This window comes from Agrobacterium sp. DE0009, from assembly GCF_007680755.1.
GTDB classification, from domain to species: Bacteria; Pseudomonadota; Alphaproteobacteria; order Rhizobiales; family Rhizobiaceae; genus Agrobacterium; species Agrobacterium tumefaciens_B.
The window spans coordinates 1,087,822-1,114,137 of record NZ_VEIU01000001.1; the positions used below are offsets into that span (position 1 = coordinate 1,087,822).

The following is a 26,316-nucleotide window of genomic DNA, read 5'->3' on the forward strand; positions in this document are numbered from 1 at the left end:
ATGGGGGGTAAAGCTCAGGCCTTGCGCCTGAATTCCGAGGTCATGAAGGTCTTGAAGGTGCCGTCCGGCTGCCTGACGCTGCCGGAAAAACTGCGGTGATTATCATCATGCAGCACGAGCACATCGCGATAGGTATCGATACGGTCGGACCCGTCGAAGGCCGGGCCTTCGGCCTCCAGCGTGAGCGTCTTGCCATCCTCTTCCAGCCAACCCCTGTAAACCCAGAGATTGCTCATCATCGAGCCAACCCAGGTGCCGACGAAGTTGCCTTTGACCGGGTCAAAACCAACAGTGATGACGGCTGTCATGAGGCTGCCGTCAGGCATTTTTCCGGTGCCCTCGCCAATGATCCAGAGGCCACCGATCGAGCGTACTTTTTCGCTGAACAATTGCTCCGGGTCATTGGGATCGTAGGCCTCGTGGCCCGAACTGGCGGTCATGATCCAGTCACCGACGATCCTGTTCAGGAACGCGTGTTCCTGCTGCGGCTTGGCGTTTGGCATTTCCATTGTGGTCTCCTCCTCGTCATTATTTCAGTGGCAGCAGGAAGCCGCCTTCGGCGCGTCCTCATACTGGTCGTGGCGGCGCACCCAATCCATTACACCGTCTTCATTACGGCCTTTTGGCACCAGATCGAGAAGCATCAGCGTGCCGAGCGTCTGCTCCGCGCCGCGGGCGTAGGTGGAATAGGTATGGTAGATCTTGCCGTCCTCTCCCTTGGCGAAAACGCTGATGCCGTGCAGGTCCTTCAGGTCCCCATAGGGGGCCATGTCACGGTAATTATAGGTGATTTCGCCGCTGGCCATGTCCTCGTCGCGAAACGAAGCCTGATAGTCGTAATTGAAATCCGTGCCTGCGGCTGAAACCCAGGGGAATTTCCAGCCCATGCGGTTTTTATAGCCTTCGATCTTTTCAAGCGGCGCGCGTGATACCGCAACAAAACCGGCATCGCCATGCTTGAGATGGATGAGCGCGCCATCGACATGATCGGCGAAGAAGGAACAGCCAACGCAGCCCTCTTCCCAATCGGGCGCCAGCATGAAGTGGTAGACGATCAGCTGGCTGCAGTCGCCGAACAGCTCTTTCAGCGATTTCGGGCCGGAAGGCGCGTCGAAGATATAGTCCTTCGTCACCTCCTCCCAAGGCAAGGCGCGACGCGCTTCGTTCAGCCTGTCACGCGCACGTGTCAGTTCCTTTTCCTTCACCAGCAGATCGCGGCGGGCCGCAAGCCACTCCTCTTTCGAAACAACGGGATGAGACATGATCTTTCCTCCTTGGATCCGTCCTTAACGGCGGCCGCGCCACTCCTCCGGCAGGCCCCGCGCATCTCTGTGTTGAAGCCGACAATAGCGCCACAGAGCATCAAGTTTCGCTTGACTATTTAGGTTGATATCAACATATTTAGCGCATGTCAAACGCCAGCGTGATTCCTTTTTCGACAACTCTTCTCGTGCGCGATTCCTGCCTTTGCCTGCATGCACAGCGCGCGGCACGGGCGCTGGCGCGACTATTCGACAATGCGCTGAAGCCGGTGGGCATCAATAACGGTCAATTTTCGCTGCTGATGTCGCTGAACAGGCCGGAGCCGCCGCCGATGGGGCCGGTCGCCAATCTTCTGGCCATGGACCGCACGACGCTGACGGCGGCGCTGAAGCCGCTGGAGCGGCGCGGGCTGGTCAGCATCGAGCAGGATCCGAAGGACAAGCGCGGCAAACGGTTGCGGCTGACGCCTGACGGCATGGCCGTGCTCGCAGCCGCGTTCCCGATTTGGGAACAGACCCATGCGGAAGTAGAAGCGAAGATCGGCAGCGGCGACCCGCAACGGCTGCGCCGCGATCTCATCGATCTCGGGTGAAAGGGGCGTCGTGCCTCGGCAAAGGTGTCATCCGGCTGTCGTGCCGGAGAGCGAAACTGAACGAAACGCAATCCAGGAGGAATGATCATGCGTGCAATCGTTTTTGTAAAAGCCACCAAAAGCAGCGAAGACGGCGTGATGCCGACGACGGAGTTGATGGAGGCCATGGGGAAATTCAACGAGGAACTGGTCAATGCCGGCATCATGCAATCCGGCGATGGCCTGCACCCCTCCTCCAAGGGCAAGCGCGTGATTTTCGACGGTGACAACCGCACCGTTGTCGACGGTCCCTTCCCGCACACAAACGAGCTTGTTGCCGGCTTCTGGATCTGGAACGTGAAGGATATGGACGAGGCGGTGGAATGGGTGAAACGCTGCCCGAACCCGATGTTGGAGCGCAGCGAAATCGAAATCCGCCCGATGTTCGAGATGGAAGACTTCGGCGATGCCGTGACGCCCGAGATCGCCGCGCATGTGGAAGAACTGCGCGCCCGTGTCGGCAAGCAGTAGCGCCAGCGCAAATCCGGTGCGGCACATGTCACCCTTTATCGGGATGATCCGGCCGCACCGCTCCCCCAATCTTCATCATTTTCTAATCGGGTTGCCATAGATCGCCACCGCTGGTAATGATCGGGCAGTTCAACACGTTTCAAGAAAGGAGGCTTCGCATGGATATTTCCTGCTTCTGGCGCAATCGTCAGCTCTGCCACCTTTTTGCCCTGCGGACACGTTTGCAGGGCTGACCGGAACACTACCCCTCTGGTTTGCCTAAAAGGCCGCGCAGGACGCAGTTCGTCTGCCATTGCGCATCGTTTCACGACGGATCACCGATAACCGAAACCCGTACTGCATGCGCAGGCACCGGTACGGATCCGTCTTTACCAGAGACAACATCATGACCATCATGACACTGCGCAACCTCGGAATCATTTTGGGCAAGCCGCTTTTTTCCAATCTCAGCCTCACCGTGAATGCGGGCGACCGCCTCGGCATCGTCGCCGCCAATGGCTGCGGCAAATCCACCCTGCTCAACTGCCTTGCCGGTGAGATGGAGCCGACCAGCGGCGACATCACCCGGCTGCGCGGGCTGACGCAGTCCATCGTGCAGCAGAACCCGCCGACCGCCCTGATGGAATTGACGATGCGGGACACGGTGCTTTCCGCCCTGCCGGCGGATACCGTCGATAGCGAGAGCTGGCGCGCGGATATCATCTTCGACGACATGCTGGTGCCAGAGCCGTTCCGCGAGCGTCGCCTGAAAGAATTGAGCGGCGGCTGGCAGAGGCTTGCCATGCTGGCCAAGGCCTGGATCACCGAACCTGACGTGCTGCTGCTCGACGAGCCGACCAACCATCTCGATCTTGAAAAGATCAACGTGCTGGAAAGCTGGCTCAGCGCCCTGCCGCGCGACACGGCGGTCATCATCGTCAGCCATGATCGCGCCTTTCTCGACAATGTCACCCGGACGACGCTATTTCTGCGGCCGGAAAACTCGGCGCTGTTTCGCCTGCCCTATGGCCATGCGCGCGCGGCGCTGGAGGAGGAGGATGCTGCCGATGAGCGGCGTTTCCAGCGGGAGATGAAAACCGCCCAGCAATTGCGCCGGCAGGCGGCCAAGCTCAACAATATCGGCATCAATTCCGGCAGCGACCTGCTGACGGTGAAGACGAAGCAATTGCGCGAGCGCGCGGAAAAGATCGAGGAGAAGGCGCGCCCCGCCCATATCGAGCGCTCCGCCGGTAAAATCCAGCTCGCCAATCGCGGTACCCACGCCAAGGTGCTGATAACGCTGGAGGATGTGCCAGTCTCCACACCGGACGGAACAGCGCTGTTTCGCACCGGCCGGCAATTCATCCGCCAGGGGGACCGCATCGTCATTCTCGGCCGCAATGGTGTGGGCAAGACACGGCTGATGTCACTGCTGCAGGCAGCGGTGACGGGCGCAGGCGAACAGGAGGGCATCAAGGCCACACCCTCGCTGGTGGCCGGTTATGTCGATCAGTCGCTGGCCGAAATCGACGATGACAGCACGCCGGCGGCGCTTCTCTCGCGTCGCTTCGACATTGGCGACCAGCGCATCCACGGCCTGCTCGCCGGCGCTGGCATCGACATGGAAATGCAGAAGCGCCGCATCGCAACGCTCTCCGGCGGGCAGAAGGCGCGGCTTGCCATGCTGGCGCTGCGGCTGGCGGAGCCGAATTTCTACCTGCTGGACGAGCCGACCAACCATCTTGACATAGACGGGCAGGAAACGCTGGAGGCGGAAATCATCAGCCGGGAGGCCAGTTGCGTGTTTGTCTCGCATGACAGGAGTTTCGTGCGGACGGTCGGAACCCGCTTCTGGCTGATCGAAAAGCGGAAACTGGTGGAAGTCGACGATCCCGAGGCATTTTTCGCCTCGGCCTGATGACCCTCAAAGGAGCCGCTGGGAAACAAGCAAAATGCCCGTCAGCCCAAAAGGCTGGCGAGGCGTGGATCGCCGGCGAAATCCGAGACCGCGAAACCCGTTCTGCGCATCGGAAATTCGCAGAGCGCCTGCACCCCTGTCTTCGACAGGCGGATGCGCCAGCTCATCCGTTCCACCGGCGCTTTTTCGGCAAAGGCCTTGGGGGAGAGGATGGCGATGTTGAGACCGCCCCGGGGATCGCGCACAGAACGATAGAGGATCGCGTCCACCTTGGCCAATCGTGCCTGTTCGGCCAGCGCCTGGCACGGCTCGTAATTGGTGAGATCGGTCCAGTGCGCCTCGTCGCGAATGAGTTTCGGTTGCGTCAGATCCAGCGCCGCGTCGGTGGCGACGCGGGCGGCGAAGGCGGAATAATCGGCCGGGTTCGCTGGCAGCGGCGTTCCGGGCGATTCGGCGTAAAACAGCAGCCGGTAAAAGGCCATTTCGGCGAGCGCCGTTTCTACCTTTGCGGCGGCATAATAAACGCCTTCCGTATAGCCCGCGCGGCGGAACCGCGAGCCATGCGGATAGGCGGCGCCATATCTGAAAGGTGTCGCGAGAAGATAATCGAAACTGGCGCATTCCGGCGGAAACGGCCGTTTGCTCGTCTCCAGAATATCCTCCAGAAGGGATTGCTCCTCCACCGTATCCACCAGCTTCATGGTGGAAACCTGATGCTGCGCTTCCACCAGCCGCCAATACTTGCCCGATACGGCGCGTTTTTCAGACAGGAGCGCGTCGGGCGTCCAGATAGGAGAGGACATCGATCAATCCGGTAATGGTGGTGAGCCTTTCGGCAGGCACGGCATCCAGCGCCGTATTATGATTGCGCAGCCAGTTTTTGGCCACGGCCTCATCCCCGCCGGTAATCGCATCCAGCGATCGGAAAACCCGGATCAGCAGCACCGCAAGCTCGAAGGACTTGGCGCCCGGCTCAAGCAGGAAATCCAGCCGCTTCATGCGCGAGACCGTCGGCGCGGAGACACCCAGAATATCGGCCGTGCGGGCAGCATTCAGGCCCAGCCGCTCGGCGGCGGCGATGACGGCCTTGGTGACGACCCTGCCCTGCGATGCGGGATCCATTGCGGCCTTGGCGTGAATATTCATGACGCGTATCCTTTCCTTGGAAAGAATATAGCATATTTATTTCTGCAAACAAGAAGGCCGGGATGAACCCGGCCTCTGTGGAATGTATCGGGGACTGGATCAGGCCACCGAGACCGGCACTTCCGTGGAGGTGCGCATGGCGTGGCTGTAGGGGCAGACGATGTGCGCGGCCGCGACGAGTTCTTCTGCTTTTTCACGCTCGAGGCCGGGAATGTTGACCTTGAGAGAGACTTCGATGCCGAAACCGGTGCCGTCTTCGCGCGGGCCGATGCCGACCGTTGCCGTCACAGTCGTGTCTTCCGGAATCTTTACCTTCTGCTTGCCAGCGACGTTCTTGAGCGCGCCCAGGAAGCAGGCGGAATAACCGGCTGCAAAAAGCTGTTCCGGGTTGGTGCCGCGAGCGCCATCGCCGCCGAGTTCCTTCGGTACGGTCAGCGTGACGTCGAGAACGCCGTCTTCCGACTTGGCGTTGCCGGCGCGGCCACCGGTTGCAGATGCTTTGGTCGTGTACAGGATTGGCATGTCATTTTCTCCTTGGGTTGGCGTTGGACATCTTATAGCGGACAATTTAATTGCGCGCAATATAATTTTGCACATTGAATGGGGATTCATTTTTTGCGATAATTTTCACGAAATGACGCCGCGCATCCATGTGGCAGGAACCGAAAGCGGGGGCCGATTGTTCCCTCCCCGGTTGATTTTTGGAGCTGGAAAATGGACGCACAGGGCGATGAGAAAACAATGGAAAGCCTGTTGAGGCTGGACCAGCAAATATGTTTTGCCCTTTACGGCGCGGCGCACGCCTTTACCCGCGCCTATAAACCGCTGCTCGACCCGATTGGCCTCACCTACCCGCAATATCTTGTCATGATGGCGCTGTGGGAAAAGGAAACCTCAACCGTCAAGGCGCTCGGCGAAATGCTGGGACTGGATTCGGGCACGCTTTCGCCGCTTCTGAAAAGGCTGGAGCATGCCGGGCTCATCACCCGCAAGCGCGGCACGGTCGATGAGCGGCAGGTTCTGGTGGCCCTGACGAAAAAGGGGGCCGAGCTTAAAAAGGAAGGCGTAAAAATCATGGCCGCCATCGGCAGCGCCACCGGCTGCGGACTGGAGGAATTGGTGCAGATTCGCGACCGGGTGAATACGCTGAAGGACAATCTCGCCCGGCCATGACAGTCAAAAATAAAGGCGGCACAGAGGCCGCCTTTTTCGTGAATGTTTGCAGACTTACTGCCAGACCACCACACGCGCCTTCTGCGGCACGCGGTCGTAGAGGTCGATGATGTCCTGGTTCATCAGGCGCACGCAGCCGGAGGATACGGCCTTGCCGATGGAGTTCCATTCCGGCGAACCGTGCAGACGGTAGAGCGTGTCCTTGCCGTTCTGGAAGATATAGAGGGCGCGCGCACCCAGCGGGTTCTTCAGGCCCGGCGGCATACCGCCGTTCTTGGCGGAATATTTGGTGAGTTCCGGCTGGCGGGCGACCATTTCGTCCGGCGGGGTCCACTTCGGCCATTTCTGACGCCACTGGATGACGCCCTCACCCGACCAGGCGAAACCTTCACGGCCGATGCCGACGCCATAACGCATGGCGCTGCCGCCGGGCTCGACAACGTAAAGGAAGCGCGAACGCGTATCGACGACCACCGTACCTGGGCGCTCGCCGGTCGGATCGACGACCCGCTGGCGATAATAACGGCGGTCGATCTTCTGATAGGGAACCGCGGGAATGACGTAACCGCTATCCTCGACCGAGCCGTACATGACGGCCAGTTCCGCATCGCTGACGCCGGACGAAAACATCTGGCGGAAATCGCTGCCGATGGCGGTCGCCTGCTGGCGGATGGCGTCTCCCGTGCCTGACGAGGCGCAGCCTGCGAGAAGCGAAGCGGAAGAGAGGCCGAGAAGGGAAAGGAAGGTGCGTCTGGAAAGATCTGTGTCGGTGCTTGTCATAAGGCCGGTTTGTCCCACATTTCGAACGGCTAGACCGCCGTTGTACGTCGTTTGTTCCGTGTCATGCGTATTGCGAAAATAGTTAACCGACCGCTAAAAGCCAGACACAAGGTGCTGGCAGAATGGGTCCCATATCTCTTTCTTTTAGAACGTGTTCAGATAACCACAATCTGCGCACCCTGCGGCACCCGATCATAGAGATCGATCACATCCTGGTTGAGCATGCGGACGCAGCCGGAGGACGTCGCCTTGCCCACAGACTGCCAATCCGGCGTGCCATGCACGCGATAAAGCGTGTCCTTGCCATCCTTGAAGATATAAAGCGCGCGTGCACCAAGCGGATTGTTCAGACCCGGCGTCATGCCGCCATTGGCGGCGGAGATGGAGGCGAGTTCCGGTTGGCGCTTGACCATCTCGTCGGGGGGCGTCCAGCGCGGCCATTTCGCCTTCCACTGAATCTTGCCGCGGCCCGACCAGGCATAACCGTCACGACCCAGGCCGACGCCGTAACGGATCGCCTTGCCGCCGGACTGCACGAGATAGAGAAAATGCTGTCTGGTATCGACCACGATGGTGCCGGGCGCTTCCGCCGTCTGGTAGCTGACTTCCTGCCGGAGATAACGCGGATCGATGCGACCGTAGGGAATGGCCGGCAGCGAGCGGTCCTCATCGCGGATCGGGCCATACATGACCCGATGCAGCGGATTGGAAACCGGCAGGCCATAGGCCATCGTCTGGCCCTGCGGTTGCGGCGCGTTGTAACCCTGTACCTGCGGGGCCTGTAGCCCCTGCCCGCGCACCGGCGGACCATATTCCTGATGGAAACGGGTTCTGAACAGATCCGGCGGGCGCGTGGAAAGCTGGCCGGGCTGCGGCGGCAGCTCCGGCTGACGATTGGAGCTGACGGAATTGAAATTGAACACCGGCGCGGTTTCCCTGACGAAGACGTCCGGGTCCATCCGCGTCGTATCCGTCACGAAAAGGCAGCCGCTCATCAGCGGCAGCAGGGCAAGCCCCAGCAGAGAGGCCGCCCGGCGACCGTTTTTGAAAAGGAGTGCTATCATCTGAACCGCTTCATGGAATCCAATCTGCCGGCATGATGGACCGCGCGGCTGGCGCGAGGCTGGCGTCGGTTTTTTAAAAAAAATCGACGAACCGCATTTTTCCTCTTGAAGCTCTAGTTGCTAGAGGTGCCAGATTGGCTGTCGAGTGGAATTCAGGAGCGAAACCATGAATATTTCGACACGCGGCAGTTTGAACGGAGCATCGGAGGACCTGACCTTTTCGGTCGGCGGCATGGATTGCGGCAGCTGCGCGGCCAAGATCGAAACCGCACTCTCCCGCCTGCCCGGCGTCGGCGACGTCAAGGTTTCGGTGGCCCGCGAAAGGCTGAACCTCTCGCTGGCCGACAACAAGACTCCGGTCGAAAAGATTGAGGATACGCTGCGCAAGCTTGGCTTCAAGCCGTCTTTGCTGCCGCGCGAAAAGCCTTCCAAGGCAAAGGTAGAGGCCGATCATCACGACCATTCGACCTGCGGCGGTCACCATCATGACACGCCCGAACCGGCTATTGAAAACAACAATAAGCTGACCTTTTCGGTCGGCGGCATGGATTGCGGCAGCTGCGCGGCCAAGATCGAAACCGCGCTGTCCCGCCTGCCCGGCGTTGCCGACGTCAAGGTGTCCGTGGCACGCGAAAGGTTGAATCTGTCGCTTGCCGAGAACAAAACCCCGGTCGACAAAATCGAGGACACGCTGCGCAAGCTCGGCTTCAAGCCCGCTCTGTTGCCGCAGGAAAAATCTGCGCCCGCAAAACCGTCGGCTCAGAATCACGACCATGACCATGATCACGCGACATGCGGTGGCCATCACGATCACGATCACTCCGGGCATGATCATTCCGGACATGACCACGCGGCGCATGACCATTCGGCAGACGATCATCAGTCCTGCAAAGGGCATGACCACGATCACGCAGGCCACGATAACTCCGGCCACGATCATTCAGGTCATGATCACGGACACGACCATGCGGGCCACTCCCACGCTGCCGCACCTGCCACCGCAAGCCAGAGCGCCGAGATAGGGCACGCCCATGGTGCGGATGAAAAAGGCGCATGGTGGCGCACCGCCAAGGCGCGCAACACCTTCACCGGCACCATTCTGGTCGCGATTGCCTATGCGGCTGAGCTGACCTTCCCGGCCTGGGGCAGTTACGCTTTCATCGTCGCGACGCTCGCCACGCTTTTCCCGATTGCGCGCAATGCCTTCAATGCCGCTCGGTTCGGCGCGGTCTTCACCATCGAGATGCTGATGACGATTGCCGCCATCGGCGCGATCATCATCGGCGAGGCGGAAGAAGCGGCCATCGTCGTGCTGCTGTTCTCCGTCGGCGAATTGCTGGAAGGCTTTGCCGCCGCCCGCGCCCGCTCCGGCATCAAGGCGCTCGGTTCGCTCTTGCCGAAAACGGCGATGGTGGAGGAAAACGGTTCGCTTCGGCAAGTCTCCGCCGATCAGGTGCGCATCGGCCAGGTGGTCGTGGCGCGCCCCGGCGACCGCATCGCCGCCGATGGTGTTGTCATGGACGGCCAGTCCAGCGTCGACGAATCGCCGATGACCGGGGAAAGCATTCCCGTTGCCAAGGACAAGGGCGACCGGGTCTTTGCCGGCTCGATCAACCATGACGGCTCGCTGCGCATCCGTGTCGACCGCGCGCCGGAGGACAACACCATTGCCCGCATCATCACGCTTGTCGAAGAAGCACAGGATGCCCGCGCCCCGACGGAACGCTTCATCCAGAGCTTCTCGCGTTATTACATGCCGCTGATCGTCGCGATCTCGGTGCTGACCATCATCGTACCGCCGCTTGCCGGCCTTGGCGACTGGGACACCTGGATTTACCGCGGTCTGGCGCTGCTCTTGATCGGTTGCCCCTGCGCCCTGGTTATCTCCGTTCCCGCCGCCATTGCCTCCAGTCTTTCGGCTGCGGCACGCCACGGCATGCTGGTGAAGGGCGGCGCTGTCATCGAAATGCTGGCGCGCACCGAAACCGTCGCCTTCGACAAGACCGGCACGCTGACGCTTGGCGAACCTGTCGTGACCGACGTGGTGGCGCTTGACGGCAACGAGGCCGAGCTGATTGCGCAGGCCACGACCATTGAAAACGAGTCGAGCCATCCGCTCGCCCGAGCCATCGTCAACCATGCTGAAAAGGCTGGCGTGAAGCCCCTGCCCGGCTCCAACATCAAGGCGATTTCCGGTCGCGGCATGCAGGGCAATGTCGGTGGGAAGGAGCTGTTCATCGGTGCGCCGCGCTTTGCGACTGAGGTCGGAACGCTCTCGAAGGATCTTGCCGATCGTATTTCCGCGCTGGAAAGCGAAGGCAAAACGGTGGCTGTCGTGATGACCGGCGGTGCGGCAAGCGGTCTTTTCGCCATGCGCGACGAGCCGCGCAAGGATGCGGCCGAAGGCGTGAAAGCGCTCAAGGACATGGGCATTTCCTCGCTGATGCTGTCGGGTGACAACGCCCGCACGGCGCGTGCCATCGGTAACAAGCTCGGCCTTGAAGCGCGCGGCGAACTCCTGCCGCAGAACAAGGTCGAGGAAATTCGCAAGCTTGCCGAAAAGAAGACCGTTGTCATGGTGGGTGACGGCATCAACGATGCGCCCGCGCTTGCTGCGGCGAGTGTCGGCGTCGCCATCGGCTCCGGCACAGACGTGGCAATGGAAGCGGCGGATGCGGCGCTGATGCGCAACAATGTCGGCGATGCCGCCCGCCTCATCGGCCTGTCGCGCGCCACCATGAGCAATATCCGCCAGAACGTGGCGATCGCGCTTGGCCTGAAGGCAGTGTTCCTGGTCACGACCGTCACCGGCGTTTCCGGCCTGTGGCTTGCCGTCTTTGCCGATACCGGCGCAACGGTTCTGGTGACTGCCAACGCCATGCGCCTGCTTGGCTACTTTAAGAAGAGCGCCTGATCTGAGATACCAGCCGAAAGCTGGACGCGCGGTTTTCGGCCCGTTCACGCAAACTGGTTGAAAAAGCGGATGCTTTCCTCCACTGCGCCCGGCACCACACCATTGTGGGTTCCGGGCAGCAGTTTTTTATCCACCTTGAAGCCGGAGGGCACGGTCCGATCAACAAAAAGCTGGTGATCGGCGTCGAAGGGCCGCTCCTCCGTGCCGCGCAAAAGCAGCGCCGGGCATTTGAGGCTGGGGCCAAAACAGACGGAAGAACGCATGATGAATTCGCGCTCGTCGGTCTCGTCGAAACAGATTTCCTCCGTATATCGATTGAAGTAGCGCCAGGAATTGACGCCCGCCGAGATGGGGGCTGCGGCGCGAAACTTTCGGCTCATGGAGGCGAGAAGCGTCAACGTGCCGCCATTGGAATGACCGGCGATGAAGAACCGCTTCCTGTCAATGCCGGGTAGATTTTCAAGATAGGTCGCCGCCGCCAGTGCATCCGCCGTTTCGTCGTAAAAACCGGAATAGTTGCCGATCTGGCCGTTTTCACCCCGAAAGGACGGCAGCAGCACGACGAAACCGGCCTCCCAGTAGGGCTTCATCAGGGCCCAGTGGCCATCGCCCGTGGCGTTGCCGCCGTGCAGGAACAGGACGGCGGGCTTCAGCGTCTTTGATGGTTGGTAGTGGGAAAGCCAAGCGACAAGTTGAATCGAACCATCCGGCCCGCCAGGATAGGTAACGCGCTCCGCCCCGGGAGGCGTGCCCAGCGCCGCGGATTTTTCCGGCGCGGCCATCTTGCGCAGCAGACGGGTGTGGAAATGTCGGCGGGCCTCGGCATAATCCTGCCGTTCCAGCGGCAAAACATCCGGGGCGGGAATGCCGGCTTTCACAGCCGGCGGCAGGACCAAGGCGGCTGACAGCCCAACGGTTCCGGCAAGCAGGCCGCGCCGCGTTAAGCCGGGCGACATCGCGCCGCATTCTTCCCGTCCGACATATGAGGAAAGAGAGCGCTTGTCTGGCATGAGTTCACCTGATGAAGATGGTTGTTTCAGCAATTCAACATGCTCGAAGAAAGCTGTCCAGTCACGGATTCGCGAATAACAACAATGAATTCACCGCAAACGGGCTGTAACCGCATCTTGCCCTATCCTTCCACGCCATCGATCATCGCCACCAGCGTCGAAAGCCTGTCCGCTTCGGCTGGCAGCTTGTCGGCGCGCAGCCTTGCAATGCGCGGGAAGCGCATGGCCACGCCAGACTTGTGGCGGGTGGAGCGGTTGATTCCTTCAAACGCCACCTCCAGCACAAAACCAAACTCCGGCGTGGCGCGCACGGCCCGCACGGGGCCGAAGCGCTCGACGGTATTGTCGCGCACGAACTTGTCCAGAACCTCGAGCTCCGCGTCGGTGAAACCGAAATAGGCCTTGCCGACCGGCACCAGCTGCTCGCCATCCTCGCCTTCCGCCCAGACGCCGAAGGTGAAGTCGGAATAATAGCTGGACCGCTTGCCGTGGCCGCGCTGGGCATACATCATCACGGCGTCGATATTATAGGGATCACGTTTCCACTTGAACCACGGGCCCTTGGCGCGTCCTGCCTGATAGCTGCTGTCCCGGCGCTTGATCATGACACCCTCGATAACCGGATCGGGTGGTGCGGCACGCAGCGTGTCCAATTCCTGCCAGCTGGAAAAATCGATCAACGGCGAAAGGTCGAAGCGGTCGTGCGGGGCGTGCTCGATGATGTCGGACAACCGGCCACGACGGTCAACATAGGTCTGCGCGCGAATATCGCTTTCCCCGTCGAACAGGAGATCATAGGCGCGGATGAAGGCCGGGTAATCGTCCAGCATTTTTGCCGTCACCGTCTTGCGGTTCAGCCGCTGCTGCAGGTCGGAAAAGGTGCGGGTGAGATTGTTGGAGCGTGCCGTGCCGCCTATCAACAATTCGCCATCCATCACGCCTTCAAAGTCGATCGCATCGAGGACATCGGGAAAGGCGCCGGAGATATCATCGCCGGAGCGCGAATAGAGTTTGCGCGTCTCACCGGCGCGGGACAGTTGCACCCGAATGCCGTCCCATTTCCATTCCGCTGCGTAGTCTTCGGGGTCGAGCGCATCGAGGTCGCCATCGGCGACCGGCGTTGCGAGCATGACCGAATGGAAAATGGCGGGCGTCGCCAGCACCGGCCGGTCAGACTTGCCCTCCAGCCATGCGAAGAGCGTCGTGTACGGCGGCGCAAGACCGTGCCACAGGGTCTCGATCTCGATGATGTCCTTCCCCGCAAAATCCGCCAGCGCCTGACGCGCCAGCCGGGCTGAAACGCCGATGCGCAGGCTGCCGGTGGCAAGTTTGAGGAAAGCGAAACGCGAAGACGTATCGAGCCGGTCCAGGAAATCGCGCACCGCGCCGCGCACCTCCGTGCGGCCGAGTGAATTCATCAAGGTGACGACTTCGCCGAGGCGCGGGTCCTGCGCCTCGGAATCATCGGCACCGCCGATGTTGCCCCAGACCAGCGAAATGGTTTCGGCCAGATCGCCGACATAATCGTAGGAATAGCGGAACAGCACTTCGTCCATCCGCTCCAGCACCAGTTCGCGCAGCATGGCGGGCTTGACGCTTTTCAGATCCAGCGTGCCGGCAATGGCCGCCAGCCCGTAACCCCGGTCGGGATCGGGCGTATCGCGGAAGTAGTCGGTGAGCAGCTTCAGCTTGCCATTGCGCGAAGGCGTCAGCACGAGGCGGTCGAGAAGCGTGGCAAAGGCTTTCATCTCAATCCCCCTCGTCTTCATAACCGACGAGATGCAGCGGCTTGGCGGCAATGCCCTGCAATTCGCACCAGCGCACCAGCGCCTCCTCCCGGCCATGCGTGACCCAGACGGCCTGGGGGCTGATTTCTGTGATGGTTTCCAGCAGCTCCGGCCAGTCGCAATGGTCCGATATGACCAGCGGCAATTCCACGCCGCCCTGCTTTGCGCGCTGTCGCACCATCATCCAGCCCGAGGCGAAGGCGATCAGCGGCTCGTTGAAACGCCGCGCCCAGCGTTCCTGAAAGGCCGAGGGCGGACCGACGACGATGGCGCCCTTGAAGGCGGCGGGGTTGCTTTTTTCAAGCGTCGCGGGCCTGAGATCGCCGAGATCGATGCCCTGCGAGACGTAATAATCGCAAAGCCGGGCCAGCGCGCCATGAATATAGATAGGGTCGGAATAACCGTTGTCGCGGAGCAGACGTATGACGCGCTGCGCCTTGCCCAGTGAATAGGCCCCGACGAGATGGGTGCGTTCGGGAAATTGTTTGATGGAGGTAAGAAGTTTAGCCGTTTCCACGCGTGGCAGCGGATGGTGAAACACCGGCAGGCCGAAGGTGGCCTCGGTGATGAAGACATCGCAGGGCACGGTCTCAAAGGGGGCGCAGGTGGGATCGATGCCGCGCTTGTAGTCTCCCGAGGCGACGATGCGCAAACCGTTCATCTCGACCGATATTTGCGCCGAGCCGAGCACGTGGCCAGCCGGATGAAAGCCGACGGTCACGCCGTTGACCTCAACGGTTTCGCCGAACCCCACCGCCTGCTCGCTTTCGCAAAAATCCTCTCCATAACGGATGCGCATGATATCGAGCGTCTGCCGGGTGGCCAGCACCGCGCCATGACCGGCGCGGGCGTGATCGGAATGACCATGGGTGATCAGCGCCCGCGGCACCGGTCGCACGGGATCGATATAGAAATCACCCGCCGGGCAATAGAGCCCTTTAGGCGTGGAGTTCAACAACTGTTCCGGCTTCATAACCATGGAAAGAGGGCCGCCCGCGCGAATCGAAAGACTTGCGATGTTAACGCGGAACGGGCGTTAAATTTCCCGCGAACGTGTTTTTGTTTTATGGAGACATCCCGTCATTCCGGCCTTGTGCGGGAATCCAGCAGCCGCGCGCCAGCGCGGCGAAGGAGTTCTTTCAGCCCAAGGACCTGGGCTGGCTGGATACCGGCCCAAGGCCGGTATGACGGATGGGAGGTTTCAGCAAAAAAACCAGCGTTCACAGCTGCCTGCCGACCTGCCTACTCCCCCGCCACTTCCGCTGGTTTCGCCTCAACCGCGGCCGGCAGCCGCACCGGTTTCAGCATCAGTGCGGCGGCAAGGCCGATGGCGGCTGTCGCGGCGGCTGCGAAGAACAGCGGCGTGAACGCATCAGAGTAAAGCGAGGCGACGGCGGCTTGGGAAGCGGCGGGCAGTTCGGAGAGCATTTTCGGGGTCAGCTCCTCGATCTTGCCCACACCCGGAATATCAATCGCAACGCCCTTCAGACTTGACGAGACAATGGCGCCATAGACCGAAATGGCGATTGCCGCGCCGCCCATGCGGGTCAGGGTCACCGCGCCGCTCGCCGCGCCGATGTCGGCCTTGGGGGCCGAATTCTGCACGCCGATGATCGGCGCCTGCTGGCCGAGGCCGACCGCGAAACCCTGCGCCAGCATCAGCACCGCGATCAGCCACAACGGCGTTCCCGCATGCATCTGCGTGAAGAGCAGCATGACGACAACATTGACGGAGAGGCCAGCGACCGAGAAAGGCTTGTAGACGCCGGTGAGCGAAATCAGCCGTCCTGCTGACAACGAACCCATGACGATGCCGCCGGTGACGGCAATGAAGAACAGGCCGGCATGGGAGGGCGAAAGGCCAGTGGTCGTTTGCAGGAACAGGGCATAATAATTGACCATACCGATGCCGATGCCGCCGCTGGTCAGCGAAACGATCATCAAGAGCGGAAAGGTGCTGTCCTTGAAGAGCCTGAGCGGCACCACGGGTTCCGGCGCGCGGCGCTCCACCTGCACCCAGAGGAAAGCGGCGATGACGGCAAAAGCGATGATACCGAGGCTGGGGGCTGCGATGAGCGATCCGAACAGTTCACTGCTATCCGCCCAGAAAACCACGCTGGCAATGGTGGCGGCAAGAAGGACCGCGCCGAGATAATCGATCTTCGGCTGCCGCGCCGGACGGCGATACGGCAGCATCAGCGCGAGACCGGCAATAACGATGATGCCGAGCGGCAGGTTGATCAGGAAGATCGACCGCCAGCCGAAGAGATCACTCATCGTGCCGCCGAGGATGGGGCCGACGCTGCCCGACGCCATGATGGTGAGGCTGGAATAGCTCTGGTAACGGGCGCGTTCGCGCGGTTCGAACAGATCGGCGTTGACGGAGAAGATCGATACCATGATGCCGCCGCCGCCGAGCCCCTGCAACACACGGGCGGCAATCAGACTGTCCATCGACCATGCCAGCCCGCAGGCGAGCGAGCCGAGCGTGAAGATGACCACTGCCGCGATCATCACATATTTGCGGCCAAAGAGATCGCCAAGCTTGCCATAAACGGGCATGACCGCGCTGGTTGCCAGAAGGTAGGCGGAACCGATCCAGCCGAAGCGTTCCAGCGCGCCGAACTCGCCGACGATGGTGGGAAGCGCTGTCGAGACGATCTGGTTGTCGAGGGTGGCCATGAACATGGCCAGCATCAGGAACAGAAAGACGATGAGCCTGCGCCGGTGATCGGACACAAGCGGCGCCACAGGCGCGGTGGACATATCCATGAAAAATCTCGTTGGCTTCAGGCGGATTTGCTGCGACAATTTGTGTGCTATTAGCATATATATGTCAATGGCAAGTTTTTGACATTCGTGCTATTGCCATGAAATGTGATCGCAAACAGTATGACATGAAGGGCTGAGAGTGGCGGGCGAGGAAGACTGGAACGAGGATTTACCCGAGGATATCAAGCGGATCGGCAACACCATGACGCGCATGCGCATCATGGTGGGGCGCCGCATGATCGGACGCATGGCGCTGGCCAAATTCGCGCCGGGTCTCGAACTTTCCCATATCGATGTCCTCGACATCCTGCGACGGGCGCAAGGAGACGTGACGGTTGGCGCTATTGCCGAGGGGATGCGCATCGACCCCTCGCGTGGCAGCCGCGTGGTTGCCGACATGGTGGCGCGCGGCCTGTTGAGGCGCAGCGTTTCCCAGGAAGATGCGCGCCGCTCGATCGTCGAAATCACGCCACTTGGCACCAGCCTGCTTCAAGGCATGCGCAGCACCAAGATGGGCATCATCACGGACGTCATGGACGGATGGCCGCAGGAGGATGTGGAGACATTCGCACGGCTTTTCGAGCGATTTATCGACAGGTTCGAGAGCCGCCTATCGCCGGATACTGACGCCGTTACGGATCAGAAAAAATCATAGGTCAGCCTGCCGCCTGCAACTTCCCTTTAAAAGATCGAGACCTTAACGTGCCGGCATCGAATTGGGAAAAGGGTGTCCTCGATGTTGACGATTTATGGTGTCTACCGTTCGCGCGCCACGCGTACGCTGTGGCTTGCGGGTGAACTGGGCATAGACTTCAAGCATGTGCCGGTCATTCAGGCCCGCCGGCTTGCCGATCCGCTGGCGGCGGATGCGCCGCTCAACACGCTCTCGCCCGCTTTCCTCGCCATCAACCCGATGGGCACCATTCCCTGCATCGAGGATGAGGGCATGGTGCTCTACGAATCCATGGCGATCAATCTCTACCTCGCCCGCAAATATGGCGGCCCACTTGCGCCTGTCGATTTGAAGGAGGACGCGGCCATGCTGCAATGGTCGTTTTTTGCCGCGACGGAAATCGAAACGAATGCGCTGAAGATTTCATCCGCCATTGCCGAGGGCCTTTCGGAAAGCGACGCCGGCAAGGCAGTGATCGATGTGGCCGCTCGCCTGCTTAAGCGTCCCCTCAGGGTTCTTGAACAGCACCTGTCCAGCCACGACTATCTGGTGGGCGATCGTTTCACCGTCGCCGATCTCAACGCGGCGGAAATCGTCCGTTACGCGCAGGGACATCAGCCACTTTTCGCCGCCCATCCGGCCCTGAAAGACTGGCTCGACCGCTGCCAGGCGCGCACGGCGTTCAAGGCGATGTGGGACACGCGCGCGGCCGAGGCGGCTTGAGCGTTAAGCCCCTTTCTTGTCAGTCATGCCGGACCTGAGCCGGCATCCAGCCAGCCCAGGTCCCTGGACTGAAGGGACCCTTCCCGCGCCGCAGACGCGCGTCACCTGGATTACGGCTCAGGGCCGGAATGACGGAAGTACTGGGCCTCTCAGCCCCGCTCCCCGGCAAGCGCCCGCTGCACCGCCGGGCGGTCGTTCATGCGGCGGAAGTGGTCGTGCACTTTCGGGAAACGGGCGATATCCACACCGTCGCTTTCCAGCCATCCGGACATGACGAAAAGATAGGGATCGGCGACCGAATAGGCCGTGCCCAGAACCCATGGGCCGTGCAGCATGCCGTGCTCGATCAGTTCGAAACACTCGCCCATGGTCTGCGGCACCTTGGCTTTCATATCTTCAAGCGAGCTATCCTTGCTCGCCCAGCGACTGCCGCGACGGCCATGGGCGTGAGCGACGTGTACCGTCGATGAAATGAAGCCGTTGAACGATTGCATCAGTGCAAATTCAAAGGGATCGTCGAGCGGCGCAAGCTTCTTTTCCGGCGCCATCTGGGCAATGAAGGCGAGGATGGCGGGCGTCTCCGTCAGCACGCCGCTCGCCGTCGCCAGCGCCGGCACGCGGCCCTTGGGATTGATCTTCAAAAATGCCTCGGAGCGTTGCTCGCCTTCCGCGAAATTGACGCGGTGGGCCTTGTAAGGCAGGCCGGATTCCTCCAGCGCGATATGGCTGGCGCGGGAGCAGGAACCGGGGGAGAAAAACAATGTGAACATGGATATGCGACCTCCAAAGCAATGAAGCGCCCGCCTCTTCCTCATGCGGACACCGCCCCGCGAGGGCCATGAGGTGGCCGTCACGCGCGGGGGGGCGCGCCATCATCGTGCCGGCAAACGGCGGCGTCAAAGGTTATTTAGAGACCGACGACCCTGATATCGCCGACGTGGATGCCGTTCCAGTTGCGCATCTGCCGGTTTGCCATGCCGCGCAGCGCCTGCTGCTCGGCACTGCCTTCATCAAAATGGCGGGCGAGCAATGCCGAAACCATGGCCTCCGCCGCACGCGTCGTGCCGTCTTCGCATTTCACCGCCATGGCGATGCCCTTTTCCGGCAGGGCGGCAACGAAGACGCCTTCCGCGCCGGTCTTGGCAAAAATCTTGCCCGGCGCGATCTGCATCAGCTTCGTGCAGGCACGGCCCGTGCCAGCCACGTAAAAGGGTTCGGCCATGCAGGCCTCGATGAGACGGCGCGAGGCTTGCGCGCGTTGTGCCTCGAGCCCCCTGCCCGTCGCCATTTTTGCAAAGCCATGCGCCAGCCCCTTCAGCGGCACGGCATAGGTCGGGATGGAGCAGCCATCCACGCCGCAATTGTCATGGCCGAGAGCAGCACCTGTCAGGCTTGCCATCGTCGCGCGGATTTCCCGCTGCAGCGGGTGGTCATAACCGACATAGCCTTTTGGATCCGTGCCGGTGTGGCAGCAGGCGCAGATGAAGCCGGAATGTTTGCCGGAGCAGTTATTGTGAAGCGCCGTCGGCTGCTCCATCGTTCGCGCCTGATGGATGATGGTCTTCTGGTCCGAAGACCAATGTGCGCCGCATTCCAGCGTATCGACATTCCGGCCCGCCCTGGCGAGCATCGAAGCGGCGAGTTCCGCATGGGCGTCCTCCCCGGAATGGGAGGAACAGGCAAGCGCCAGTTCGCGGTTGCCGAAACCGTAGGCATCCGCCGCACCGCTTTCCACCAGCGGCAGCGCCTGCATGGCCTTGCAGGCCGAACGCGGGAAAATGCCGCGCTCGATATCGCCAGCGGAAAACAGGACCCCGCCATCGCCATCCACCACCACGGCGAGGCCCTGGTGACGGCTTTCGACGAGATTGCCCCTGAAGACTTCGACGGTAACGGAATTGTTCATTCTCTCAGCCTCAAAAAATTCTGATTTCATGTGGTTGATAGCGCAATTGATTTTTCGATGCACGGGGCTGCCGGTGAAATTTGCTAAACGTCTGCTGCTGGCGATTGCCGTCATCTATCTGCTGCCGGCACTGGCATCGGCCGGGCTGTGGGCCATGAAGGAACATCCGCGCGGCTGGAGCGCCGCCAGATGGTCATCGTCAGGCATGCTGCCGCCCGCCTCGAGCGACGGGCAAGCCGCCGTCTACGTTTTTTCCGCCATGACCGGAGGCTTCAAGGGTTCCGTTGCCAGCCACGCCTGGGTGGTTCTGAAAAAACCTGACGCTACGAGCTATGACCGTTACGACAAGGTGGGCTGGGGCACGCCGATCCGCCACAATGGATATGCGGCGGACGCCTATTGGTATTCCAACATGCCACGCCAGGTGGTGGCCATTCACGGCGCAGAGGCGGAAAAGCTGATCCCCAAGATCGAAAAGGCGATTGCCGACTATCCCTATGGCAAGCCGGGCGGCTATCGCATCTATCCCGGGCCCAACTCCAACACCTTCGTCGCCCATGTGCTGCGCAGCGTGCCCGAACTCGGCGTCGTGCTGCCGCCGGACGCGGTCGGCCGCGACTATCTGCCGGACGGCGCATTCTACCACATCGCCGACGACTGGAAGGATGCAAGCGTTTCCCTCGGCGGGTTGTTCGGCATTTCGGCGGGTGCGCGCAGCGGCTTCGAGATCAACTTCCTCGGTCTCGTGGCCGGCATCGATTTCGCTCGGCCGGGCGTGAAGATACCGGGACTCGGTTATTTCGGGGTGGCGGGCATCAGGGCTTGAGACATCACGTTTCAGTGGCCTGAGCGGCGCGTCTGGCGCGAATGCTCTGGGCGATGAAGACCCGTGACAGGCCGTGATAAAGCGGTTCGCGAGAAAAAAGCCGAGACGTGAGATATCCCAGCATCGATGCGGCCATGATGGGTATGACGCCCTCATGATTACCGGTCATTTCGAGGATGATAACGAAGGCTGTCATCGGAGCCTGAACCACGCCGGCAAAATAACCTGCCATGCCGACGATGGCGCCAAGGCCGATGCTGGTGCCGAGCAGGCCGGCCATGGTGCTGCCGAAACCCGCACCGACCGACAGCGACGGCGCGAAAATGCCGCCGGGGATGCCAGACATCATGGCCAGGAAAGTCGCCGCCAGCTTTTCGATGAAGAAGAACGACGGCGCAGCCTCCCCCTCTATCGCCGCACGGGCCTGCTCGTAACCGGTTCCGAACGTCGCGCCACCTGTTGCGATGCCGATGACGGCGGAAGCAAGGCCGCAAGCTGCCGCAACAGCGAGCATCCGCTTCAGGGGCATGGTCTGGGCGAAACGGCGGATACGCGCAGAGAGGCGCAATGCACCAGCGCTGAAAAGAGCGCCAAATGCACCACCGCCGACACCGCAGACAAGCACCAGCAGCCAGTCCATCGTCGTTTTCGCCATGACCGAACTGGTGCCGAAATAGGTATAGCTGCCCACCAGAGCCAGCGAGGCGAGGCCCGACAGGATGACGGCTGTCAGCACAAGGCCGTTGGCGCGGGATTCATAAGTCTTGCTCATCTCCTCGATGGCAAAGACGATGCCTGCCAGCGGTGTGTTGAAGGCCGCCGCTATGCCCGCCGCCGAGCCGGCGAGGATGAGACCCTTTGCCTGCGCCATACCGCCCCAGCGGGCGGCCTGCAGCATGATGGAGGCCCCGACCTGAACGGTCGGTCCTTCACGGCCAATCGACGCTCCGGACAATAGACCGGCGACCGTCAGCACAACCTTGCCAAAAGCAAGCTTCAGCGACAGAAGCCGCGAACGATCCGCGTCGTCGCGCAGGTGCCGGGCGGCGATGGCCTGCGGAATGCCGCTACCGCCGGCATTGGGAAAAACCGTGATCGCGAGCCAGGCGCAGAGCGTAAACCCGAGCGGCGTAACGATGAGCGGCAGCAGAAACGCCCATTTGCCTGAGGACGTCGCTGAGAAGAAAAGGTGCTGGGCGCGGTCCGCCGCCCATGCGAAACCAACGCTGATAAGGCCAACTGCAATAGCCCCAATCCAGAAAACCGCCCTTGGCTTCCAAATCCGCCATGAACCCCAGACGACACGGGAGCGGCGGAGCATTTTCAGCTTTTTGTAGTCAACGGGCATGGCGGTCCAGATCGGTGATTTCGGTACAGAAGGGTAGGACGGCCTTTTATCTGCCTGGATATCCAGGTTTGCAAGTTTTGCGTTTGACTCTTTTCAGGAGGTGAAAGAAGATGTGCATCGCAAATGCAACGCATGGAGAGACAAGATGAAAACCGCAACATTGCCTTCACTGCGTGTTACCGCCGATTTTCGTGAAGCTGCAGAAAGTGTGCTGAAGGATGGTGAAACACTGTCGTCCTTCGTTGAAAACTCTGTAAGGCGGGAAGTTGAAATCCGTAAATCGCAGGCGGAGTTCATTGCACGTGGGCTGGCGTCACTTGAGGAATCCAAACGCACGGGGATTTTTTATTCCGCCGAAGAGGTCCATGCGGAACTGCGGGCGATGCTCGCAGCCAAGAAAGCTGAGCGCGGCCAGTGACGTTCAATCTCCGGTATACGATTGTAGCCAGAGCAGACATAACCCGGCTATATAATTTTCTACTGGAAAAGGATTTTTCGACGGCGGAAAAAGCCGTGGACCGCATTATTTCGACGATTGAGGGACTGAGCGAATTTCCTTTCGCAACGCGCAAGGCGCCGGGGCACAACGCAATCTTACGGGAACTGATCGTTCCATTCGGATCTTCCGGTTACATCGCCCTCATTCAAATCGAAGATGCGGAAACAGTCTCCATCCTCGCGATCCGCCACCAGCGTGAGGATGATTACCATTGATCCTCACCGGTCGCTGACCGCCGCGCGCGGATTTACCCACGGCTCCTGATTGGAACGCGGCAGCGGGGTTTTGCCGAGAATGTGGTCCGCCGCCTTTTCGCCGGTCATGATCGACGGGCCGTTCAGGTTACCATAGGTCACGTGCGGGAAGATCGAGCTGTCTGCAACGCGCAGGCCCTCCACACCGATCACACGGCATTCGGGATCGACTACCGCCATCGGGTCGTTCCTGTCGCCCATGCGGCAGGTGCCGCAGGGATGATAGGCGCTTTCCAGATGCTCGCGCAGGAAGGCGTCAATCTGGTCGTCCGTCTCGATGCTCTCACCCGGCTGGATTTCCGGCCCGCGAAACTCGTCGAATGCTTTCTGACCGAAGATTTCGCGGGTCAGGCGCACGCAATGGCGGAATTTTTCCCAATCTTCGGGGTGGCTCATATAGTTGAAGCGAATGACGGGCTCGTCTGAGGGATCGGCGGAGCGCAGGGTGACGTTGCCGCGCGATTTCGACAGGTTGTAGCCGACATGCGCCTGAAAACCATGGCTTTTCGCCGCCGCCTTGCCGTCGTATGAAATGGCGACGGGCAGGAAATGATACTGGATATCAGGCTGCTTGAGCCCAGGGGCGGAGCGCAGGAAGGCGCAGGCCTCGAACTGGTTGGAGGCACCGAGGCCGCCTTTCGACAGCAGCCATTGCGCACCGGCCACGCCCTGCCAGAACCAGGGCAGCCACGAATAAAGCGACACCGGCTTGGTGGACACCTGCTGGAAATAAAACTCCATATGGTCCTGAAGATTTGCGCCGACGCCGGGGCGATCCGCCTTCACCTCAATGCCCATGTCTTTGAGATGCGCGGCGGGGCCGATGCCCGACAGCATCAGCAGCTTCGGCGAATTGAAGGAGGAAGCCGAAACGATGACCTCGCGACCCGCCTTGATGGTCTCCACCACACCCTTGCGCTCGATTTCGACACCCACGGCGCGACCGTTTTCGATGACCACCTTGCGGGCGAAACCGTTGACCAGCGTGACATTGCCGCGTTTCAGCGCCGGTTTGAGATAGGCGTTCGCGGCGGACCACCGACGGCCGTTGTGAATGGTCTGCTCCATCAGGCCGAAACCTTCCTGTTTGGAGCCGTTATAGTCATCGGTCAGTTCAAACCCCGCCTGCGCGCCCGCCTGAATGAAGGCGTGGAAAAGCGGGTTGCTGACCGGCCCGCGCTGCACATGCAACGGTCCATCCGTGCCACGCCAGCCTTCTTCGCCGCCATGGCTGTGTTCCATGCGCTTAAAATAAGGCAGCACATCCGCATAGGCCCAGCCATGCGCACCGAGTTCTTCCCAGCGGTTGAAATCCTCGGCATGACCGCGCACGTAAACGAGGCCGTTGATGGAGGAGGAGCCGCCGATGACCTTGCCGCGCGGGGCGGTGATGCGGCGATTGTTGAGATTGGGCTCGGGTTCGGAGAGATAACCCCAATTGTAGCGCTTCATGCTCATCGGCCAGGCGAGTGCTGCCGGCATCTGGATGAAGGGGCCGAAATCGGAACCGCCGGCCTCGATGACGATGACGGAATAGCGACCGTCTTCCGACAGGCGGTAGGCGATGGCGGACCCTGCGGAGCCGGAGCCGACGATGACGTAATCTGCTTGCATTGTTTGCTCTCTCCGATGAGCGGTTGTTCCGATTAATTGACTGTCAGTGGGTGGGGCTTACCCCCCTCTGCCCTGCCAATTAATAAGGCGCTTCCACCTTCCTCGTGCTCACATACACCGTCTTCAACTCGCTATAATGCTCCAGCGCCGCCGCCGAATTCTCGCGGCCGAAGCCGGATTGCTTGGAGCCGCCGAAGGGGATTTCCACCGGGCAGAGATTGTACGTATTGATCCACAGCGTCCCGGCTTCCAGCCCATCCACCACCCGGTGGGCGCGGGCGAGGTCGGCGGTGAAGACGCCGCCGGCCAGCCCGAATTCGGTGGCGTTGGCGCGGGCGAGAACCTCTTCCTCGTCGTCAAAATCCAGCACACACATCACAGGGCCGAAGATTTCCTCACGGGCGATGGTCATGTCGTCGGTCACATCCGCGAACACAGTCGGCTGTACATAGGCGCCCTCACCCGCAACATTGTTGGGGATGCCGCCGCCGGTGATAAGCGTCGCGCCTTCCGCCTTGCCCTTTTCAATGTAGGACAGAACCTTCTCCTGCTGGGCCTTGGATACGAGCGGGCCGAGATGGGTGGCGTAATCGAGCGGATCGCCAAGGATCATTGCTTCCGTCCGGCTTTTCAGGTTTTCGAGGAAGCGGGCCTTTGCCTTTTTCTGCACGAAAACCCGCGTGCCGTTCGAACAGACCTGACCGGACGAATAGAAATTGCCGAGCATCGCACCGCCGACAGCGCTTTCGATATCGGCGTCGTCAAAGACGATCAGCGGCGACTTGCCGCCAAGTTCCATGGTGACATGCTTCAGATGCCCGGCGGCGGCGGCGGCAACCTTGCGACCCGTCGGCACCGAGCCGGTGAGAGAAACCTTGGCGACATCGGGATGATTGACCAGAAGCGGGCCAGTATCGCGATCGCCCTGGATGACGTTAAACAGACCCTTTGGCAGCCCGGCTTCGATCAGGATTTCGGCAATCTTCAGGGCACCTAGCGGGGTGTTTTCCGAGGGCTTGAAGACCATGGCATTGCCGGCGACGAGTGCGGGGGCTGCCTTCCAGCAGGCGATCTGCTGCGGATAGTTCCACGCGCCGATGCCGACGCAGACGCCGAGCGGCACACGTTTCGTATAGGCGAAATCGCCGCCGAGCGGGATGTAATCGCCATTCAAGGCGGAGGGGGCGATGCCGCCGAAAAATTCGAAGGCATCCGCACCCGAGGTCGGGTCCGCGACAATCGTTTCCTGAATAGGCTTGCCCGTATCCAGCGTCTCCAGCGTCGACAGCGCCTCGTTGCGTTCGCGCATGATATCGGCAGCGCGCTTGAGGATGCGGCCACGGGCCATGGGGCTCATCGCCGCCCATTCCTTCTGGGCGCGTTTTGCGGAGGCGATAGCACGCTCGACGATGGCGGGCGTTGCCGCATGCAGACGTGCAATCACCTCGCCGGTAGCCGGAAAGATGCTCTCGATGACAGTGCCGGCATTGTCCTCGACATAGTTGCCGTCGATGAAATGCGAGGCTTTCGGCTGCGCCTTAAGCGGCGTGGCGATGGTCATATCG

General features: G+C 61.0%; 26 protein-coding genes. 10 read left to right on the forward strand and 16 right to left on the reverse strand.

The window, feature by feature from the left end; translation table 11 throughout:
- Positions 1-14: 14 nt before the first annotated feature.
- Positions 15-509, reverse strand: coding sequence for a DUF1579 domain-containing protein (locus FS804_RS05575; protein WP_144575442.1), 495 nt, complete (start codon positions 507-509; stop codon positions 15-17).
- A gap of 24 nt (positions 510-533) precedes the next feature.
- Positions 534-1,262: a thioredoxin family protein gene (locus FS804_RS05580; protein WP_144575446.1), complete on the reverse strand. Its 729-nt coding sequence runs from the start codon at positions 1,260-1,262 to the stop codon at positions 534-536.
- Between the two features lie 146 nt (positions 1,263-1,408).
- On the opposite strand from FS804_RS05580, the gene FS804_RS05585 reads away from it, so the two are divergent.
- From FS804_RS05585 to FS804_RS05595, 3 genes are all read left to right on the forward strand, one after another.
- On the forward strand, positions 1,409-1,855 hold the full coding sequence (locus tag FS804_RS05585) for a MarR family winged helix-turn-helix transcriptional regulator (RefSeq protein ID WP_063950855.1): 447 nt from the start codon (positions 1,409-1,411) through the stop codon (positions 1,853-1,855).
- 87 nt (positions 1,856-1,942) lie between these two features.
- Positions 1,943-2,365 carry a YciI family protein gene (locus FS804_RS05590; RefSeq protein ID WP_144575449.1) on the forward strand — a complete coding sequence of 141 codons (423 nt, stop codon included), beginning with the start codon at positions 1,943-1,945 and terminating at the stop codon, positions 2,363-2,365.
- A gap of 385 nt (positions 2,366-2,750) precedes the next feature.
- Positions 2,751-4,262 (forward strand): ABC-F family ATP-binding cassette domain-containing protein, encoded by a 1,512-nt coding sequence (locus tag FS804_RS05595; protein WP_144575452.1) that lies wholly within the window; start codon positions 2,751-2,753, stop codon positions 4,260-4,262.
- A gap of 41 nt (positions 4,263-4,303) precedes the next feature.
- Here the strand turns inward: FS804_RS05595 and FS804_RS05600 are convergent, their stop codons facing one another.
- The 3 genes from FS804_RS05600 to FS804_RS05610 form a co-directional block, all read right to left on the reverse strand.
- Entirely contained in the window at positions 4,304-5,065 is a 762-nt protein-coding gene (locus FS804_RS05600; RefSeq protein ID WP_186376664.1) for an RES family NAD+ phosphorylase, read from the reverse strand.
- The gene (locus FS804_RS05605) at positions 5,025-5,408 is read right to left on the reverse strand and encodes an MbcA/ParS/Xre antitoxin family protein (protein ID WP_144575455.1); all 384 of its coding nucleotides are present in this window, start codon (positions 5,406-5,408) and stop codon (positions 5,025-5,027) included. Before FS804_RS05605 ends, FS804_RS05600 begins: the two co-directional genes overlap by 41 nt.
- A 99-nt stretch (positions 5,409-5,507) precedes the next feature.
- Positions 5,508-5,930, reverse strand: coding sequence for an organic hydroperoxide resistance protein (locus FS804_RS05610; protein WP_063950851.1), 423 nt, complete (start codon positions 5,928-5,930; stop codon positions 5,508-5,510).
- Between the two features lie 192 nt (positions 5,931-6,122).
- Between FS804_RS05610 and FS804_RS05615 the strand changes: the two genes are divergently transcribed.
- Entirely contained in the window at positions 6,123-6,581 is a 459-nt protein-coding gene (locus FS804_RS05615; protein ID WP_144575458.1) for a MarR family winged helix-turn-helix transcriptional regulator, read from the forward strand.
- 54 nt (positions 6,582-6,635) lie between these two features.
- Here FS804_RS05615 and FS804_RS05620 read toward each other — a convergent pair whose 3' ends face one another.
- Both FS804_RS05620 and FS804_RS05625 read right to left on the reverse strand, forming a co-directional pair.
- Positions 6,636-7,361, reverse strand: coding sequence for a L,D-transpeptidase (locus FS804_RS05620; protein WP_144575461.1), 726 nt, complete (start codon positions 7,359-7,361; stop codon positions 6,636-6,638).
- 155 nt (positions 7,362-7,516) lie between these two features.
- Positions 7,517-8,425 carry a L,D-transpeptidase gene (locus FS804_RS05625; RefSeq protein WP_144575465.1) on the reverse strand — a complete coding sequence of 303 codons (909 nt, stop codon included), beginning with the start codon at positions 8,423-8,425 and terminating at the stop codon, positions 7,517-7,519.
- Between the two features lie 166 nt (positions 8,426-8,591).
- Here FS804_RS05625 and FS804_RS05630 point away from each other — a divergent pair, with 166 nt between their 5' ends.
- Positions 8,592-11,339 (forward strand): heavy metal translocating P-type ATPase, encoded by a 2,748-nt coding sequence (locus FS804_RS05630; protein WP_144575468.1) that lies wholly within the window; start codon positions 8,592-8,594, stop codon positions 11,337-11,339.
- Between the two features lie 44 nt (positions 11,340-11,383).
- Here the strand turns inward: FS804_RS05630 and FS804_RS05635 are convergent, their stop codons facing one another.
- The 4 genes from FS804_RS05635 to FS804_RS05650 all read right to left on the reverse strand — a co-directional run bounded on the left by FS804_RS05635 (position 11,384) and on the right by FS804_RS05650 (position 16,908).
- The gene (locus FS804_RS05635; protein ID WP_144575470.1) at positions 11,384-12,349 is read right to left on the reverse strand and encodes a S9 family peptidase; all 966 of its coding nucleotides are present in this window, start codon (positions 12,347-12,349) and stop codon (positions 11,384-11,386) included.
- Between the two features lie 122 nt (positions 12,350-12,471).
- Positions 12,472-14,097, reverse strand: coding sequence for a cisplatin damage response ATP-dependent DNA ligase (locus FS804_RS05640; RefSeq protein ID WP_144575473.1), 1,626 nt, complete (start codon positions 14,095-14,097; stop codon positions 12,472-12,474).
- A 1-nt stretch (position 14,098) separates the two neighbouring features.
- On the reverse strand, positions 14,099-15,115 hold the full coding sequence (locus FS804_RS05645) for a ligase-associated DNA damage response exonuclease (protein ID WP_186376665.1): 1,017 nt from the start codon (positions 15,113-15,115) through the stop codon (positions 14,099-14,101).
- Positions 15,116-15,378: 263 nt separating this feature from the next.
- Positions 15,379-16,908: an MDR family MFS transporter gene (locus tag FS804_RS05650; protein WP_186376666.1), complete on the reverse strand. Its 1,530-nt coding sequence runs from the start codon at positions 16,906-16,908 to the stop codon at positions 15,379-15,381.
- 139 nt (positions 16,909-17,047) lie between these two features.
- Here FS804_RS05650 and FS804_RS05655 point away from each other — a divergent pair, with 139 nt between their 5' ends.
- Complete coding sequence (locus tag FS804_RS05655; RefSeq protein WP_144575476.1) at positions 17,048-17,563, forward strand: MarR family winged helix-turn-helix transcriptional regulator; 516 nt, start codon at positions 17,048-17,050, stop codon at positions 17,561-17,563.
- 81 nt (positions 17,564-17,644) lie between these two features.
- Positions 17,645-18,304 (forward strand): glutathione S-transferase family protein, encoded by a 660-nt coding sequence (locus FS804_RS05660; RefSeq protein WP_144575479.1) that lies wholly within the window; start codon positions 17,645-17,647, stop codon positions 18,302-18,304.
- Between the two features lie 149 nt (positions 18,305-18,453).
- Here FS804_RS05660 and FS804_RS05665 read toward each other — a convergent pair whose 3' ends face one another.
- Entirely contained in the window at positions 18,454-19,074 is a 621-nt protein-coding gene (locus FS804_RS05665; protein WP_063950840.1) for a glutathione S-transferase family protein, read from the reverse strand.
- 137 nt (positions 19,075-19,211) lie between these two features.
- Complete coding sequence (locus FS804_RS05670) at positions 19,212-20,210, reverse strand: asparaginase (protein ID WP_144575482.1); 999 nt, start codon at positions 20,208-20,210, stop codon at positions 19,212-19,214.
- A gap of 73 nt (positions 20,211-20,283) precedes the next feature.
- On the opposite strand from FS804_RS05670, the gene FS804_RS05675 reads away from it, so the two are divergent.
- Entirely contained in the window at positions 20,284-21,036 is a 753-nt protein-coding gene (locus FS804_RS05675) for a DUF3750 domain-containing protein (RefSeq protein WP_186376667.1), read from the forward strand.
- A gap of 4 nt (positions 21,037-21,040) precedes the next feature.
- Here the strand turns inward: FS804_RS05675 and FS804_RS05680 are convergent, their stop codons facing one another.
- Positions 21,041-22,384, reverse strand: a complete 1,344-nt coding sequence (locus FS804_RS05680; protein ID WP_186376668.1) for a chloride channel protein — start codon at positions 22,382-22,384, stop codon at positions 21,041-21,043.
- A 145-nt stretch (positions 22,385-22,529) separates the two neighbouring features.
- On the opposite strand from FS804_RS05680, the gene FS804_RS05685 reads away from it, so the two are divergent.
- Both FS804_RS05685 and FS804_RS05690 read left to right on the forward strand, forming a co-directional pair.
- On the forward strand, positions 22,530-22,802 hold the full coding sequence (locus FS804_RS05685; protein ID WP_063950837.1) for a YlcI/YnfO family protein: 273 nt from the start codon (positions 22,530-22,532) through the stop codon (positions 22,800-22,802).
- Positions 22,799-23,098: a type II toxin-antitoxin system RelE/ParE family toxin gene (locus FS804_RS05690; protein ID WP_144575489.1), complete on the forward strand. Its 300-nt coding sequence runs from the start codon at positions 22,799-22,801 to the stop codon at positions 23,096-23,098. The genes FS804_RS05685 and FS804_RS05690 overlap by 4 nt, the downstream gene beginning before the upstream one ends.
- A 3-nt stretch (positions 23,099-23,101) precedes the next feature.
- On the opposite strand, the gene betA is transcribed toward FS804_RS05690, so the two are convergent.
- Both betA and betB read right to left on the reverse strand, forming a co-directional pair.
- On the reverse strand, positions 23,102-24,751 hold the full coding sequence (gene betA, locus FS804_RS05695) for a choline dehydrogenase (protein WP_144575492.1): 1,650 nt from the start codon (positions 24,749-24,751) through the stop codon (positions 23,102-23,104).
- A gap of 79 nt (positions 24,752-24,830) precedes the next feature.
- Complete coding sequence (gene betB, locus FS804_RS05700) at positions 24,831-26,312, reverse strand: betaine-aldehyde dehydrogenase (RefSeq protein ID WP_144575495.1); 1,482 nt, start codon at positions 26,310-26,312, stop codon at positions 24,831-24,833.
- Between the last annotated feature and the right edge of the window lie 4 nt (positions 26,313-26,316).